Genomic DNA, 16,063 nt, shown 5'->3' with positions numbered 1-16,063 from the left:
TTGTGAAATAGCTTTAGTTTATCTTAGACCTTCGCGCCACGGGACAGAGCCGTGACTCGTTGACAATCGAAGAAAACCCCATCCCCTTCCAGTTGAGTTAGCTGGGGTGTCGCTTCCACTTTGACAATTTGAGATGTCAGGATGATCACCGTTTGATCGAACAGATGCAGGGTTAACCACGGTTGACTGAGGAAATCAGCAAGTTGTTCGCTAAAGGCTTCTGGCGTCATCGGAATATCAAAGGATTCGGTTTCGCCATTGATGTAATGCAAGGTGATTTGGGTAAAACTATCTTGACTTTGCATGGTTAGTCCTTTGTCTTATGTCCTTTGTCATTCGTTAGATGACAAGGCACTCATTTTATCAAGATCGAGTACCTTGGCTAAGTCTTCAGCACTCATCAATCCTTTGTCGAGTACGATTTCTCGTAGAGATTTGCCTGTTTCCAGAGATTCCTTGGCGACAGCCGCCGCGTTGAGATACCCAATGTGGGGATTCAGGGCGGTAACTAATGCTAGACTTCCTTCGGCGTAGTCCAAACAGCGATCGCGTCGGGCTGTGATTCCGGTTAGACACTTTTGGGTTAGGGCAGATAGGGTATTGCCTAAAATTTCAATACTGTGAATTAGATTATAGGCAATCAGCGGCATCATCACATTCAACTCCAATTGACCCGCTTGAGCAGCCAAGGCGATCGCGCTGTCATACCCCATCACCTGAAAGCATACCATCGAAGTCATTTCCGCCATCACTGGATTATATTTTCCTGGCATAATCGATGATCCCGGCTGTACTGGGGGAAGTTGAATTTCCTTGAATCCGGTTTTAGGTCCCGAATCCATTAACCGCAAGTCATGGGAAATTTTGACTAAATCCTGTGCCAAATTCCGTAAACTGCCCGATACATTCACAAAGGGTGCCATACTTTGCATCGCCGCCATGAGATGGGGGGCTGATTTGAGAGGGTGATCCACCAGTTGGGCAAGAATTTGGGCAACCTGATGGCGATAGTCGGGATGGGTATTTAATCCGGTTCCCGTTGCACTTCCACCTAACCCCAGTACCATTAAATCTTCCGACGCCCGTTCAATCCGAGTGGTATGATCAGTGAGAATTTGCGCCCACGCCCGAAAGTCTTCCCCCAGGCGCACTGGTACGGCGTCTTGGAGATGGGTTCTGCCCGATTTAACTACATCTTGGAATTCATCGCCTTTATTATCCAGGGCGGTAATCGCATCAGATAGGGCGGGATACAAGGTATGTTCTAACGCCAACAGCGCCCCAATTCTAATCGCCGTGGGGATGACATCATTGGTGGATTGTCCATAATTGACGTGATCATTGGGGCTAACCCGTTTATAGTTCCCCTTCTCATCGCCCAGAATTTCCAATGCCCGATTTGCCAGCACCTCATTAATATTCATGTGGTGGGATGTGCCAGCACCCGCTTGGTAAACATCGACGACAAATTGATCGCGCCATTGCCCTTTGAGGATTTCATCCGCCGCTTGGACAATCACTTGGCTAATCTCTTGGGGAATACAGCCTAGATTACCATTCGCGATCGCGGTGGCTTTTTTGATCAGCACACAGGCGTCGATATAGGTGGGTAAGGGTTTAATCCCGCTGATGGGAAAATTTTCGATCGCCCGTAGGGTTTGAATCCCGTAGTAGGCATCGTTGGGGATTTGTCGTTCCCCCATGGAATCCCGTTCGATTCGATATCCGGCACTGGATTGATCGCTCATAAGTCACTCAAAACTGAACACTCTCTCACGTAGGCGGGGTTGGTTTGAGAAAACTTTATCATCAAATTGAGGCAACAGGGAACAGGGAACAGGGAACAGTGAACAGGGAACAGTAAGGATTTGAGGCTTTTTAATATTTCTTAGAACAGCGGACAGAATTTATGTCCTTTTTCGGTCAAGATAATGCCGCTAATTTAATTTGAGCGATATTCACATAATTGTAAGGTCCTGAATGTCCCCCATTACCCCCTGTATAGTTGGCATTATGGGCAAAGCTTGACATGTTAATGGCTTGCTCATCGCCAAAAATATTGATTTCGTAATTTTGGTTAGCGATTAAGTCTACTTGAGTAAAAATGACAGAAGACTCTAACCAACGATCCCAAGTGCCAAGATGGGGCATGATTAGATAACCATCTGCCACAACTTGATTGTTTTGTGAATTCGTCATTTGCAAATGTTTAACCCCACAAGTTATCCCTGTATTGATCGATCCGGCTCCATTTCCGGCAACTACCTGAATCGCGTGAGCGCCACTAAACTGAGCTTTGATCTGAACTGTAATCCGATGTCCCGATTCGCCCCAATTTTCCAAATGTTGTCTGCCATGACGTTCAGAAAGTTGACCCCCGATCGCGGAAAATTGGTCAGCATTAATAGAATAAATTCGATGGTTATTAGCCCCCCAATAACAGCAGGGATGAGAACGTTGGGAAATTGTGCCTGTGTTGGTGTAAATCGTTTCCAGATTATAACAATAGCTAGGCGATCGCCTTCCCTCACTGTTTGGATCTCGCCAAGTTGTCAGATGACCGGAGAGTCCCCTAGCCATTAATTGTCCATCTCGATAAATATTAACCGTAACTTCATCCGGATTTTCGCCATTCAGATTAAATTTAATCTCTAGTTGATTCTCTATAGCCGTGATCGATTCAATGATAGGCGGTCGAGGGGCAAACCTATATCTATAATCTTCCAGATTACCAACTATATTAATTGAATTATTTTTTGAGTCTGCTTCTTCTAAATCCACCTCGATTATATTACTTATTTTATCAAGCATTGCCTCTGTAATGTCAGAGGTGACTCTTTGTCCATTCAGACGAATTTCTTCAACGGCATAAGCCCCTTCTATCTGTTCCGTCACAGGAGGTAAATGAACAGTAATATTCAGTTTATGTGATTTATAGGGAAACTCATTGAGAACTAACTTATTTGATTTGGGTAAGAGATAGTTACGAAATTCACGGGTGATATAAGGGGAAATGTGAATTCCTGAATCTGTCCAAGAAAGTCCAAAAATAATGTCATAGATCATGGACAGATAACCAGCTACTGACCATAATTGACGGGGTGAGTTTACGGGCGGTTCTTTGGGTTCAGTATCTAGTTCAACCCTTCCACTTACAGCATCAAAGTTTTCCATGTTCGATAAACTCAAAGCTGCACCGCGAACTAAGGAACTCATTCCCAGGCTTACAACTTGAGCATTTCCGACTTTTTTAGCTGCCCTCAGCCAATAAGCGGTAACAAAGGGCCAAATGGCTTGGTTATGATAAATCAGAGTATCCCTTTGTTGAGGAAAAATAACCGCAGCCCCTTTAGGGAAATGGGGGTAATTAGAAACAATTTGATCGGCTTGTGTTTCCTCGGCAATATCCAGTAAAATAGCCAAAGCATTACCTAATAAATCGTATTGATGGGCAGCCCCTGGAGCAAAGGTTGTCGTGATAAAGCTAGAGTAGAGTTTGGATTCTGGTAAATAGAGGTGAGTGCGGATGGCTTGACCTAAATCCTGCGCCCATTGACTATACTTTATTTGTTCAGAATTATGACCTAATTCTCCAGCCAGAGAAGCCGCTAACTGTAAGGCATTAAAGTGACAGCAATTCGTCGAAAGGGCTTTTGACATGCCAATTTTTACCGGATCTTCAGCCATCCATTGAGGATAACTTTGTTCTCGCCAATCTAAGAATGACTGTTCTCCGCGATAAAGCCCATCTTGGCAATCAAAAATGACGTGGCGATCCTGTTCAATTGTATTTTTGAGTGCTGCATAAGCACAACGGGCAAAGTCTTTCCTTGTCTCACCTTGAAGTTGTTGTAACAAAGCCTGACAACCAAACGACCAAACCACGCGATCGCTTGATATGGGATAACTACCTCCTGTACCTGTATCTTGTATAATTTGCTGGTTACCCCCTGCTCGAATTTCAGAGAGTTTAAAGTTCAAAGAATTTAAAGAACGAATGGGATCAAGAGTCGCTAAACTCAGATGCACCGCATAGGAAATATCTCGTGTCCAAATATAAGTCCAGAATAAGCCTGTCTCAAAATAGCCTCCTTCAGGTGCAGGAATCCCTTGTCCATTACAATAGGCATTATTTTTAATTTCAGACACAGAACATTGACGAACTTCGTCTAGGGCTAGAGCGTAAAGGGCATCAAACCAGGTATGATTGCTATGTAGGGTAGGATAATCCTTTGATTCGGCAATTTGCCGGGGGTTGACTAAATAGTCCTGATAACTTCGACGTTGCTCATCACTATTAAATTTAGTTTGAAAAGGTGCATTGGTTTGGATAAAAAATTGTTTTGTTTCTGCGGTATGCTCAACAGTAAAGCTTGATTGATAACAACTTTCTTTTTCTTGTAATACTTCTACTCCTTCAGTTTCTTCAGACAATAAAATTGATAGATTTTTCATAGCTGGAAAGTAAAGAGAATAAAACCCATTAATACCAAATCCGCCTTTATTACCCCCTGCAAGAGGAGGCGATTGAAATCGTTGCTACACAAACAAAATCCGCCTGCGCGGACTGGATTATAAGGGGGGTAGCTAACCTGGATTTGGTATAAAACCCTTACGCCGCTATCAGGGAAAATATATCATTGCTTCCCCTGCTCCCTCTGCTCCCCCTGCTTCCTCTGCTTCCCCTGCTCCCCCAGCTTCCCTAACTATTCCCCTTGCGGCTGCGGTGACGTGGGTGTGCCAGAATTGGGTGGCACCGAACCACCAGGATTGATGGGGAATTGTCCAGGATCAGGTGATAAACCCCCTGGATTCGGTTGGGGTAATCCAAATTGAGATTGACCCGGAATCCCTGGAAATGGAGGCGGCAAATTAGGATTAAATGTGCCATCCGGATTCATTGGCAGTTGTCCGGGATTGGGGTTAAATTCGGGGACTCCAGTTGGCGGAGACATGGGATTCGTTCCCGGAAATTGCGGCGATTGTCCGGGTGAATTAGCTAGCGCCACGCGATCGCCCCCAACTTCCCGCAATAAATCTAAGACTTGTATAACTTCGTTATACATAGCATTGGGGGAGGCGTAGAGGACAAACACGCCACTGGGGTTTTGTTGTTTGTAAGCTTGGAGTTGTTGGATAAACTTCTCTTGAGTGATCATCTCCTCTTTTTCCACATACACTTGCCCCAATTCATTTAGACTGATCATCAGAATTTGTCGTCCCTGGGAAGTTCCGGTACTGGCTTTGGGTAAATCCACATTAATGGCTTGTTGGCGCGATAGCCCCACGGCTGCCAGGATAAAGAAGGTCAGGATACAGAAGATAACATCAATTAGCGGTACGATCTCGATGCGAACTTCTTCCGTGGGGGAATCCATCCGCAAGTTTAAGGGGCGGGGTAATGGGGGGACAAAAGCGGCGCGTTGTTTTTTGGTTCGCTGCTGGGGGGGCTGGCGTAGTGTTGTCATTATTTAAAGGTCAAAATCGGGCAAACTGTACGGGTTGATGATGTCTGCTTTGGTATCTGTGAGAAATGGGCATTAATTGCCAAGCTGCACTCAGGATATCAAGACAATCAGAGTTCTAATTTTCTGGCTTTCCTTGGGGGTTGGGGACAGCCGTGCGATCGCTTTCCGAGACTTGAGACTTATCTGGGTCAACGTTATCATCTGGGTTGGCTTTAGCATTGGTGACGGGAGTGCGATCAGTTTCTTGGAGTTGAGACTTGTCTGAAGCCACGTTATTGTCTAGGGTAGCCTTAGCCTTGGTGACGGGAGTGTGATCATCCGGCTTTTGCTGGGTTCGAGGTTTTGGGGGTGGAGTGCGATCGCGTTTGGGAACCTCAAAACTCTCTTGATAAACGTTAACGTGATTCTCTGGGAAGGTATCGTTCAGCATTTGATCACTATCCTCAGCCTGTAACCAATCTTGGCGATACAGCAATTCCAACTCTGTCCCCGCTTTGCGGAATATTTTGACTTGGTTAAACCAAAAGGCTTGAAACAGTCGATAAAATGCCAAACTGGTAATTGCAATAATCAGTCCTGTCGCTGTACTAATCAGGGCTTCGCCGATTCCCAACGTTACCCCAGCGGTGGAAGCTGTACCCAGTTGATCAATGGTAATAGAGCCTAAGGAGTTGATTAAACCGAGTACCGTTCCCAGTAACCCCAACAGCGGAGACAGCGCAATCACTGCTTCTAATAGCTTATCGCCGCGTCGCATCGTTGCTAACTCATCATCAGCCGCCCCCTCTAAAGCCAAGCGGAATAATTCCGGTTCGGGGCTGATCAAGCGTAGGGGAGCATATAAATATCGTCCCACGGGTTGTCGGCGTGATTTCATCGCGATTTCTCTAGCCACCTGCCAGTTTTGAGTCGCTGCATCCAGCACCCGATTGACGACTTCCTCTTGTTTCAATAGGATTCCCCCCCAAAACCACAGGCGTTCAAAAATTGTCCCCACAGCTAGGATAGAAAGTCCTAACAGGGGCCACATAGCGATTCCGCCCTTTTCAATAATCGCAACAATATCCATATCCATTCTCAACCTCCCTTGATTGCTTAGTATAGTAGTCCCTGCTAAAATGCAAGCCACTCCAATTCTAGGGATTTCTCGCCGCTTGCAAAGAGGTTGAGTGAAGTAACCCAACAAGATCCGCTGAAGTTGGGGCTTCCCAACCTTAGCTGACATCAAGGACGGTCTTATTCGTCTTTGGGATTTCCCGCTTCGTCCGCCGATGCCTCCAAAAGTTGCCCTCTATTGGTCTTACTCAGCGTCCACAGGCAGTCGCCCGTCTTCCACAGGCGGTAATTTTGTTAGTCCGCTTGGTTTTCGCGGTTTATGGTTAGAGTTCTAACCGAATAATGCCATTAGGCATCTTGCGCTATTCTTTTCTGGACGCTTACAAGCGAACGGTGGTCGAGTTCATTAACACGCAAGGACTACATCTCTATCACACCTAGCCCAACCATCTTGAGCATCATGCCTTAGAAGGTAGACCTAGGAGGGTTATTATCATCGTACTACAGAAGGTTTAGCGTATCAGGAGAATTTGGGAATTTCGTTACTCAATTTCCCGCTGTCCATCCTCACCCTGCTGGCACTGAGGGTGAGGACTTCCGCGACTACGTTAATTTTCGCGGCTAGAGCGCGGGATTCGGGAGAGACGGGTGGCTATTTGGCAAAATTCTCGTAGTGCGAGCATCTTGCTCGCTACTCACCTTAAATTAAATAGCACTGAAAAATTGCATTTTGGGATCGCCGAAACTCTTGATATACCGTAGGGTGGGCATTGCCCACCAGCCAAAATTTCAGTACCATTCAACCTAAATTTTTACACAAAATGTTTTTACAGGTTGGACATGTGCGATCGCTCCGGCTTGTAGTAAGGGCTTTAGCCCTAGAGTTCGTTGGGTTGACGAAAGGAAACCCAACCTACAACCTATTCTACGATTTTCGCTGTGTCAGTCCACTACTGGCGTGGCACAGCTACAATGGTGGGATAAATTTTACGGTTACATTGGACGCACATCGGTACGGTAAAAGGGCGCACCTCTATGCGCCCCTACTCGTCATTCACCCAATTCGGTGTGTCACGCTACGACAACGGTGACATGCTCCCAATTCAGGGCTGTATTCCTGACGTTTAACTATGGACAGATTACCAGGAAATGACAACATTTTTTGATGCCTTTATCTCTTACGGACGAGCCGATAGTAAAGCCTTCGCGCAAACCCTGCAAGCGCGTCTCACTCAACAAGGGTTTAACGTCTGGTTTGACTTCAATGATATTCCCTTAGCCGTAGACTTCCAGAATCAAATTGATGATGGAATTGAAAAAGCCAGTCATTTCCTATTTATCATTGCGCCTCATTCCGTCAACTCTCCCTATTGCCTCAAAGAAATTGAACTGGCGGTAAAGCTGAATAAACGGATTATTCCTATATTACACGTTATGGACATTAGCCAGGAAACCTGGCAGCAGCGTAATCCTAATAGTACAGAGTCAGAGTGGCAAGCCTATAAAGAAAAGGGATTACATGAAAGCTATCAGAATATGCACCCAACAATCCGTAAACTCAACTGGGTGTATTTTCAGGAGGGGATAAACGATTTTGACGCCTCCTTAACCGACTTGGTTAAGCTACTTCGTTCTCATACAGACTATGTACAACAGCACACTGACTTGTTAGTTAAAGCATTGGAGTGGGAGAGAAATCAAAAGCAACATAGCTGGCTGCTCATTGGCGAAGAGAGACAACAGGCAGAAGCTTGGTTAAAGATACGGTTTAAAGATGAACAACCGCCTTGTCTTCCCACTGACTTACATTGCGAATACATCACCGAAAGTATCAAGAATGCCAATAACTTGATGACTCAGGTGATTATTGCCTACAGCGACGAGGATAAGGCGACGATGGAAAAGATTCGTCGCAGTTTACGGCGAGAAAGTATTACCGTGTGGACAAATACCACCGATATCAAAACAGGAGAAGCCTTCGAGGAAGCAATTAAGCGGGGAATTGAACAGGCAGATAATTTAGTGTATCTGATTTCACCCGACGCCGTAAACTCAACCTACTGTCAACAAGAATTAGACTTGGCGGTGTCACTGCACAAACGGATTATTCCGGTATTAGTACGGGAAACACCTGTGGAACAAATCCCGTTAGCGCTACAGGGATTACAGTATATTGACCTCACCGATAATGTAAAGGAAGAGGATTATCACCTTGATGAAAGTCAGTTATTACGAATTTTGCATCAGGATGAGGCTTATTATCGAGAGCATAAGATTTTATTAACTAAAGCGCTGAAGTGGAAAGAGCAATACGAGAATCCTACTATTCTGCTCCGAGGGTATAACTTACGCAGTGCTGAGGCGTGGTTAAAGGTAGCACAAAAACGGACACATCATCTACCCATCGCTTTACAAGAAGAATACATTACTGAAAGCCTGCGACAACCGCCCTTAGAATCACTGGATGTGTTTATCTCTTATTCTCGTGCGGATTCAGACTTGGCAAGAAAGCTGAATGATGCGTTACAGATGCAGGGGAAAACGACGTGGTTTGACCAGGAAAGTATTGCGTCGGGGAGTGACTTTAAGCATGAGATTCAGGCAGGGATTAAAGCCTGTGATAACTTTTTGTTTATTCTTTCACCGCGTTCGGTCAATTCACCCTACTGTAAAGATGAAGTAGAGTATGCGGCGAGTTTGAGTAAACGTTTTGTCACTATCTTACATCAGCCGGTAAACTCGGCAGATTTACATCCGGAGTTGGCTAAGACCCAGTGGATTGATTTTAATCAAAATCAACGAGAGTTTAATGCCAATTTCAATCAATTGGTCAGAGCTTTAGAGACCGATAGAGAACACGTTCACCTGCATAGCAAATGGTCACATCGGGCGTTGGAGTGGCAGCAGCAGGATAAAAGTGAGGATTTGTTGTTACGGGGGAATGAATTAGCCATTGCCCAAGACTGGTTACAGGAAACGAATAAAACCAAGAAAAAGCCTTCAGCCACTGAATTGCAAAACGCATTTATTCAGGCAAGTCTAGCGGTGCAAGAGGCTCATTTGCGTCAAGAAGAAAGTCGCCGTAAACGAGAACTTAAACAAGCTCGCCGAATTATCATTGTATCGGTTACTGCTTTGATTGGGTTGATGGGTTTAACTGGCTTGGCTGTATTTCAGTTGCAGGAATCAGAAAAAAGGATGGCAGGTCAAATTGATGCGTTAAGCCGATTTTCCCAGATACTTGTTAAGTCAAATCTGAAATTAGATGCTCTGATTGAAGGGATTCGGGCAGGAGCGCTACTCAAAGAATCGAATCTCAAAAAATCGAATCCAGAAAACTTGGAGATTGAGCAGCGAATTTATCAAACCTTGCAGACGGTAATTTATGAGGACAGATTTAGAGAGCGAAATCGACTAACGGGTCATGAAAATTTGGTCAGGAGCGTAGTGTTCAGCCCAGATGGAAAGACGATTGCTTCTGCTAGTGGGGATAAAACAGTGAGGTTGTGGAATTTAGAGGATTTAACCCTAGATGTACTCATGCACAGAGCTTGTGATTGGGTTGGGGATTATCTAAAATACAACGCCCCAGAGAGTGATCAGGCTTTGTGTGATGATGTAAAACAGTAACAAAGCGCGATTCCGATCATCCCCAGCAAATCCCAGTCGCATCAAACTCTCCCCCCCTCACGTCAGTAGGTGTAAGTTCTGCACCTGAACAGGTGGGTTATCCCCCCAGGGGTTCCGGGATGAATTTGGCAAGATGAAAGGTAGCTGTCGGGGAAAACTGATGAATAATTTTTCAATCCAATCCATATATAACTGGTATCGTAACGCGGTTCGCAATCCTAAATACCGTTGGTGGATAGTTTTAGGTACTATCCTTTACGTGTTTAGTCCCATTGATATCGCCCCAGATTTAATTCCAATTGTCGGGCAAATCGATGATGTTGTCGTGCTGACGCTGCTGGTGTCTGAGATGTCGCAGTGGTTGATTGATTTGGCTAAATCTCGCCAAGCGGGAATCGTCACCGAAGAAACCAGTACCGCACCGGAAGCGACGGTAGATGTGAAATCCGTTTCTGTCGAATAGCCCATCCTGTCAGGCTTGTAGTAGGGAACCTTAGTCTCTATCTTTGGTTGGGTTTCCTGGCGTCAACCCAACCTACTGGCTTGGCACAACTAAAATAGGGCTTTGTTTGTAGTAAGCACTTTAGTGCTTTAACGCCTAGCTTGAGAGGGCTAAAGCCCTCACTACGAACTCAATCTATTCGACAATTTTAGCTGTGTCAGTTCACTATGGACTATTCTACTGTTAAAAACGACTGGCAAAACCGAGGCTTTAGTTGCGGGATTTGGACAGATTCACCGGGACAGGTGTGGGCAGATTATGTCCACGATACCGATGAACTGGTGATGCTTTTGGAAGGAGACATTGAGTTATCGTTTCAAGGGAAAACATTTCGTCCCCAAGTCGGAGAGGAAGTGCTGATTCCGGCAAAAGAATCTCATACGGTAAGAAATGTGGGGAATACGACGAGTCGTTGGTACTACGGTTATAAGCGAGGGTAGGGGAAATTCATGAAGCTTTGGTTTTACTTAAGGTGAAAACCAATATTGGTAACCTTTTTGGTTGTGTACCCTCACGGTAATCTGACTTGTCAAATACACTCACGAAACCGACGAATCGGGGCGAGTTTATTCACATCTGGGTGCAACCGAAAAGATAGTAGTAAAACCCGCCCCTACACATTTATGTGCCATACCAGACTCTTCAGCGCGTTAGGTCAAAATTATATGCCGTGAAACTCAAAATTTTACCCTCATCCCCTAACCCCTTCTCCCATCCAGGGAGAAGGGGAAATAATCATAATGAAGTCTTTTCTTGCTCCCCTCTCCCAAGTGTGGGAGAGGGGCTGGGGGTGAGGGCTGTAACTTAAATAGACATGGATGCTAATGAAGAGTTTTCTACAAATTGCGATTCAATGTAAAAGCAAGTTTAAGTCCTATTCTTAATTATTTCGATGCCCTGTTTCTCGCAAGAGTCTATCTGCCCAAACCGCATCTTTTTCCGACAACGGTGGAACGGGTTCTTGATTATAATCAATCGCTAAATTATATCTAGCACGTTCATATACACCATTCAACAACGTTTGTAAATCCACTAGAGGTTCTGTATCCTCTGACTGTAACGGTAATCGAAACGAGGGAATCACGTCTCGCACGCTAAAAGCATACAATTGAGCCAGAGGACGGCAATCGCCTCGACTCACCACAATTCGATAATCTGAAAGAGGTACTTCGCCTAAAAATACCATCGGCTTTCCTCCTCGAAGTAAATCAATTTCGACGAGATGAGCAGTCGTCGCTAATACTTTTTTGCGCTTCCGTTCGTAAGCTTTTCTCCCCTCACCTGCACGTTTATTCTTAGGCGATAGAAGTTCAATCACTGTCACAACATAATTGGTGGCGATTTCGCGAATTTCTAAATAACTTTCTTTGATAGGCTCGGGTACAGGCATTGTCACCGTTACAGCTTCAGATGTATCGGGATAGGTGGCGGTTGATGCCGTTGGTTTGGTATTCTTCTGTTGAGAAAATACAGACACATCAGGAAGTCCTACCAAAACTGAATCTGACGCATCACTTAAATAGGTGCGCTGCTCAATTGCCACCCGATATTGTGGCGGAATTTGCGAGGCTAAGGAGTCGGCAAGGTTGACGATTAAGCGATTATGTACTTCTGACCAAAATGCCGAATTTTCTAAATAAGGATTCATGCCGGGAAAGGGAGAAGCCATAGAACACTCCTTGAGCCAAGATGGATTAAATACTATATTAGATTAGGTTCGTAGTAAGGGAACGGCGTTGCACAGCTAAAATTGTGGGATAGATTGTAGGTTGGATTGACGCCAGGAAACCCAACAAAATCTAGGGCTGAAGCCCTTACTACGAACCCAAGCTAATCTATCAAATTAAGTGTGCCACGGCACTACTGGACTGACATAGCTAAAATTGTGGAATAGATTTTACCATTGAATCGGGCGCAAGTCTTTGCGCCCCTACGGTTTCTGGGCTAATGGTTAATGTATTAAATTAAGTATGCTACGCCACTATTAACGTTAACAGTTAATGTTTTGCTAACTGATTTCTTTGCTAAGACAAGCGGAACTTGGATTAATGTGATAACGGTAGCGATTGGTACTACTGTCGGGTTGTTACTCAAGCACCGTTTACCTAAACCTATGCAACAAATTATCACCCAGGGAGTAGGACTTCTTACCCTATTTCTGGGTGTTACCATGGCGGCGAGTATGACTCAGGTGCAAGCAGGGCGCATTGATGGTGTGGTGTTGGCACTGATTAGCATTGTCTTGGGAGGATTACTGGGAGAATGGTGGCAAATTGAAGCTAGACTGCAATCCGTGGGACATTGGCTGAAGACTCGATTTCGCGGAAGTGGTGCGTTCACAGAAGGATTTGTGGCGGCTAGCTTATTGTTTTGTGTGGGTCCAATGACGTTGCTGGGGAGTCTGAATAATGGCTTGACGGGTGACGATACCTTGCTGACACTCAAAGCCGTGATGGATGGAATCGCCGCGATCGCACTTTCGAGTAGTTTTGGAATTGGTGTGGGTTTTTCGATTATTGTAATTCTAGTCTATCAGGGCGGAATTTCGCTGGTGGCGGGAGTCTTGGCGCAAGCAATCCCTGATCCCGCCACTGATCCCCGCATTCTCCTAATTACCGGGGTAGGGGGATTAATGATTTTGGGGACGGGAATCAACCTGTTACAGTTGACCCACATCCGTGTTGCGTCCTTTTTACCCGCGTTGATAGCCGCTCCGTTAATTTATCACGTCGCTAGGTTGATTTAGCTGCACCTCTGGCTTGCTTCACCATGTCAATTAACGTGTGATGGGCGTCTTCAGAGTCTTTGAGGGTGTGATCAAATTCAATGCGTAAGGGAACCGACTCACCCTGACGTTGGGCGATTAAATTCATCCCTGTCGCATCAATGGATTGCATTTGAGCCGCCTCCGTATCGGGAGAATTCCCGAAGGTACGGGCGTAAAGCGCGATCGCGTCACCATGATCCTCGTTCATGTGCTTACAGATGCGATCGCTGACTTGTTGGGTAAACTGTTCAGACATAACTCCTACTTGTATACGGGATAGTTGTATTGTTTCTCAAACTGGGGTGTGGCTGCAATTGGGACATTTCACGAAGTCCGAGAATTGCGGGGATGTCCAGGATGTCGGGAAGCACGAAATTGTTTGAAACTCCTGCTCAAAATCCAGACACTGATTGATTCTAACAATACTCCAGAACTCAACGTTAATATCCGTAGCGGTTGAATAGATTTTTGTTGGGGTTCTCCCCGATAGAATCCTATGGGTTGCTTTATTAATTGATTCTTTATTTGTTCAATGGTTAAATTAAAGTCTTGCTCATCTGTAAACACAGTAATTCCATCAGTATGACAATCAATGGATTTAATAGATGGGTATGCATAAGCATGAAAAATCTGTTTTTCTCCAGGAAATTTACCGTTATCAAAAGTAACGGAGTACCAATAAGCAACCGTTGCACCTGCATTTCCCTGATATAAACGAATGATTGCTTCTGTCGATGGAATTTGACATTGCATCATTAATGTTTCAAATTGAGGATTGCCCCATACATTGCGGTCTGGCAATAGTAGCTTAACGCCCCAAATGGCTAAAACTAGGGCGAGAATACATTGAGCTAACGCTGACACTTTCCTCATGTTATGAGCAGCTAATTCTTATGGTTTTTTCATAAAGTTTGTTAGATATTAACCACTTTGAGTGTTATCTTGTATTTCCACAAAATACTCTGCGATCGCCTCCAAGTCTTCTATGGCTCGATTCAACCGATTGATCATCGCTTCAGCGACTTCGGGTTCAGCATTTACCGCTTCCAACCTTTGCCGCAAATAGTGATTCAGGGCGTCTACCCATAGCGACACGCCTATGTGTTGGATAGCAGCTAATAGCCCCATATTGGTTAAAACCGCCAAATGAAACCCCGTTTGGTCTTGTCCACCATACCCCAAATAGCCGTTGCTCAGTTCTAGCTTTTCTGGCGTAAATTCGGCATACTGATCGAAAGTAATCCCCTGAGGATCTAACTGGGGTTGGGGAAGTGGTGGTTGAGATTGAGTCATGGTTGTCCTGAGTTAGTGCGATCGCTAATCTAAACTATCAAATCGAGAAAGAGTGAAACGACGTAGTTTTAACCCGTCGTGTAACAACATCTCAGAATCCATGTTTTTCAAAACATGGAGAAGTCAAGGCTTCAGCAACGTCTAAATATTATTCTGCCTGATCCATCTGTTCAACCACATTACCCCATTCTTCAATAACCGCTTGTAGTTCAGTGGGCAATGCTTCAACACTGGACTTGCTGTACTCAACAGTGCCATAACGGGCGGTGAATGTAACCGTAGGCGCTTCATCATCATCTGACACGGGTGGCTGATAGCGAATCCCATCGAAATGGGAAAAGTTGGACGCCTCAAGCTGACGCAACAGCGCTTGAATTTGCGACTGACGAACCGTTTTAGTTTCCTGATTCATCACCTCGCCATCACGCTCTTGAATATAAATCAAGCGTTCATCATTCTCCAACATTAATGTTTCTTGCTCACCCGACTCGTGGCTGATTGTGTTTTGGAAAACTGTTTCGTCGCCCAGCATACGGGGATTCACCATGGGAATGAACCTGGGAACGGCACCACGACTACTGGCGGTTTCATTAAGGCGAATCGTATCACCAGAGTTATCGGTGTGATAAATCCAATATTGAACACCGTCGCTGATGACAGCACGCCAGCCTAGAATAGCAATCTCAGTACAGAGTTGATTGGGATCAGCAAGCCCATAGCAGCCATTCCAAGTTTGGGGATCAGCATCGATAATTCCTAAACTTTCAGAGGGTTTCAATCCACTGGATCGGGCAGTTTCAAAGATGCGATCGCGGATTGACGGCGGCAAATTGTTTTCCAGGGTAGATAGGCGAATCTGATCGCCCGACAAATCGGTTCGGTAAAAATAGCGTTTGTCGCTTTGGGTATCAATCACCTCAACTTGCCAGCCTTCTGTTAGGGCGGCTAGGCATGATTCAGCCGGTCCCCCCAGCCCTAAGCAGCCGTCTGACCAGGTTTCGCGGCTGTGGCGACCAATTGCCAGTTGATCAACAGTAACATTCAGGCGATCGGCAAGGGTAACTTTGACTTGATTACTAATAGTGTCTGGCAATGGCTGATCAGGAGTTTCTGCTACTGTTGTCGTGTCTGGGCTATTAGCCGGAGTAGAAACGGGTTGAGGGTTTGTTGAGCAAGACAACAAAAGAACTGTACTGAGCAACGAAAATGTAATGCGATGAATCATCTGGAGCGGTTAAAAGTCAAGACATTTTCAATCTAGCGTCCAGAATCTCTTACTCCCCTCTCCCCGGCGTGGGAGAGGGGCTGGGGGTGAGGGGTTGAGCTTAAGTTGACACGGATGACCGA

At 45.3% G+C, this 16,063-nt stretch carries 15 protein-coding genes; 5 read left to right on the top strand and 10 right to left on the bottom strand.

Annotated features, from left to right (window positions below):
• Nucleotides 1–23: 23 nt before the first annotated feature.
• From RH949_RS21835 to RH949_RS21815, 5 genes are all read right to left on the bottom strand, one after another.
• The gene (locus RH949_RS21835; RefSeq protein WP_006101348.1) at nucleotides 24–305 is read right to left on the bottom strand and encodes a hypothetical protein; all 282 of its coding nucleotides are present in this window, start codon (nucleotides 303–305) and stop codon (nucleotides 24–26) included.
• A 27-nt stretch (nucleotides 306–332) separates the two neighbouring features.
• The gene (locus RH949_RS21830) at nucleotides 333–1,748 is read right to left on the bottom strand and encodes an aspartate ammonia-lyase (RefSeq protein ID WP_446356095.1); all 1,416 of its coding nucleotides are present in this window, start codon (nucleotides 1,746–1,748) and stop codon (nucleotides 333–335) included.
• Nucleotides 1,749–1,923: 175 nt separating this feature from the next.
• Nucleotides 1,924–4,455 carry an alpha-L-rhamnosidase-related protein gene (locus RH949_RS21825; RefSeq protein WP_446356093.1) on the bottom strand — a complete coding sequence of 844 codons (2,532 nt, stop codon included), beginning with the start codon at nucleotides 4,453–4,455 and terminating at the stop codon, nucleotides 1,924–1,926.
• A 251-nt stretch (nucleotides 4,456–4,706) separates the two neighbouring features.
• Nucleotides 4,707–5,468, bottom strand: a complete 762-nt coding sequence (locus RH949_RS21820; RefSeq protein ID WP_446356091.1) for an ExbD/TolR family protein — start codon at nucleotides 5,466–5,468, stop codon at nucleotides 4,707–4,709.
• A 115-nt stretch (nucleotides 5,469–5,583) separates the two neighbouring features.
• A complete protein-coding gene (locus RH949_RS21815) occupies nucleotides 5,584–6,537 on the bottom strand; it encodes a MotA/TolQ/ExbB proton channel family protein (RefSeq protein WP_446356089.1) in 954 nt (317 codons plus the stop codon).
• A gap of 757 nt (nucleotides 6,538–7,294) precedes the next feature.
• Here RH949_RS21815 and RH949_RS21810 point away from each other — a divergent pair.
• The 4 genes from RH949_RS21810 (at nucleotide 7,295) to RH949_RS21795 (ending at nucleotide 11,096) form a co-directional block, all read left to right on the top strand.
• The gene (locus RH949_RS21810; protein ID WP_446356087.1) at nucleotides 7,295–7,615 is read left to right on the top strand and encodes a hypothetical protein; all 321 of its coding nucleotides are present in this window, start codon (nucleotides 7,295–7,297) and stop codon (nucleotides 7,613–7,615) included.
• A 58-nt stretch (nucleotides 7,616–7,673) separates the two neighbouring features.
• Nucleotides 7,674–10,154, top strand: coding sequence for a toll/interleukin-1 receptor domain-containing protein (locus tag RH949_RS21805; RefSeq protein WP_446356085.1), 2,481 nt, complete (start codon nucleotides 7,674–7,676; stop codon nucleotides 10,152–10,154).
• 160 nt (nucleotides 10,155–10,314) lie between these two features.
• Nucleotides 10,315–10,617: a YkvA family protein gene (locus RH949_RS21800; protein WP_446356083.1), complete on the top strand. Its 303-nt coding sequence runs from the start codon at nucleotides 10,315–10,317 to the stop codon at nucleotides 10,615–10,617.
• Between the two features lie 206 nt (nucleotides 10,618–10,823).
• Nucleotides 10,824–11,096: a cupin domain-containing protein gene (locus RH949_RS21795; protein WP_446356081.1), complete on the top strand. Its 273-nt coding sequence runs from the start codon at nucleotides 10,824–10,826 to the stop codon at nucleotides 11,094–11,096.
• A gap of 440 nt (nucleotides 11,097–11,536) precedes the next feature.
• Here the strand turns inward: RH949_RS21795 and RH949_RS21790 are convergent, their stop codons facing one another.
• A complete protein-coding gene (locus RH949_RS21790) occupies nucleotides 11,537–12,325 on the bottom strand; it encodes a DUF4058 family protein (RefSeq protein ID WP_446356079.1) in 789 nt (262 codons plus the stop codon).
• Between the two features lie 336 nt (nucleotides 12,326–12,661).
• Here RH949_RS21790 and RH949_RS21785 point away from each other — a divergent pair, with 336 nt between their 5' ends.
• The gene (locus tag RH949_RS21785) at nucleotides 12,662–13,402 is read left to right on the top strand and encodes a DUF554 domain-containing protein (RefSeq protein ID WP_006101569.1); all 741 of its coding nucleotides are present in this window, start codon (nucleotides 12,662–12,664) and stop codon (nucleotides 13,400–13,402) included.
• Here the strand turns inward: RH949_RS21785 and RH949_RS21780 are convergent.
• The 4 genes from RH949_RS21780 to RH949_RS21765 all read right to left on the bottom strand — a co-directional run bounded on the left by RH949_RS21780 (nucleotide 13,389) and on the right by RH949_RS21765 (nucleotide 15,941).
• Complete coding sequence (locus RH949_RS21780) at nucleotides 13,389–13,679, bottom strand: DUF2470 domain-containing protein (RefSeq protein WP_446356076.1); 291 nt, start codon at nucleotides 13,677–13,679, stop codon at nucleotides 13,389–13,391. The two genes, RH949_RS21785 and RH949_RS21780, sit on opposite strands and share 14 nt — an antisense overlap.
• 68 nt (nucleotides 13,680–13,747) lie before the next feature.
• Nucleotides 13,748–14,296 carry a hypothetical protein gene (locus tag RH949_RS21775; protein ID WP_446356074.1) on the bottom strand — a complete coding sequence of 183 codons (549 nt, stop codon included), beginning with the start codon at nucleotides 14,294–14,296 and terminating at the stop codon, nucleotides 13,748–13,750.
• 48 nt (nucleotides 14,297–14,344) lie between these two features.
• Nucleotides 14,345–14,716 carry a hypothetical protein gene (locus tag RH949_RS21770; RefSeq protein ID WP_006101478.1) on the bottom strand — a complete coding sequence of 124 codons (372 nt, stop codon included), beginning with the start codon at nucleotides 14,714–14,716 and terminating at the stop codon, nucleotides 14,345–14,347.
• 148 nt (nucleotides 14,717–14,864) lie between these two features.
• On the bottom strand, nucleotides 14,865–15,941 hold the full coding sequence (locus tag RH949_RS21765; protein WP_006101342.1) for a hypothetical protein: 1,077 nt from the start codon (nucleotides 15,939–15,941) through the stop codon (nucleotides 14,865–14,867).
• Nucleotides 15,942–16,063: the final 122 nt, after the last annotated feature.

Origin of the sequence: Coleofasciculus sp. A1-SPW-01, from assembly GCF_040217205.1 — a bacterium.
GTDB classification, from domain to species: Bacteria; Cyanobacteriota; Cyanobacteriia; order Cyanobacteriales; family Coleofasciculaceae; genus Coleofasciculus; species Coleofasciculus chthonoplastes_A.
The sequence above is the reverse complement of the archived record's forward strand: the minus strand, read 5'-3'. Positions and strand labels throughout refer to the sequence as shown.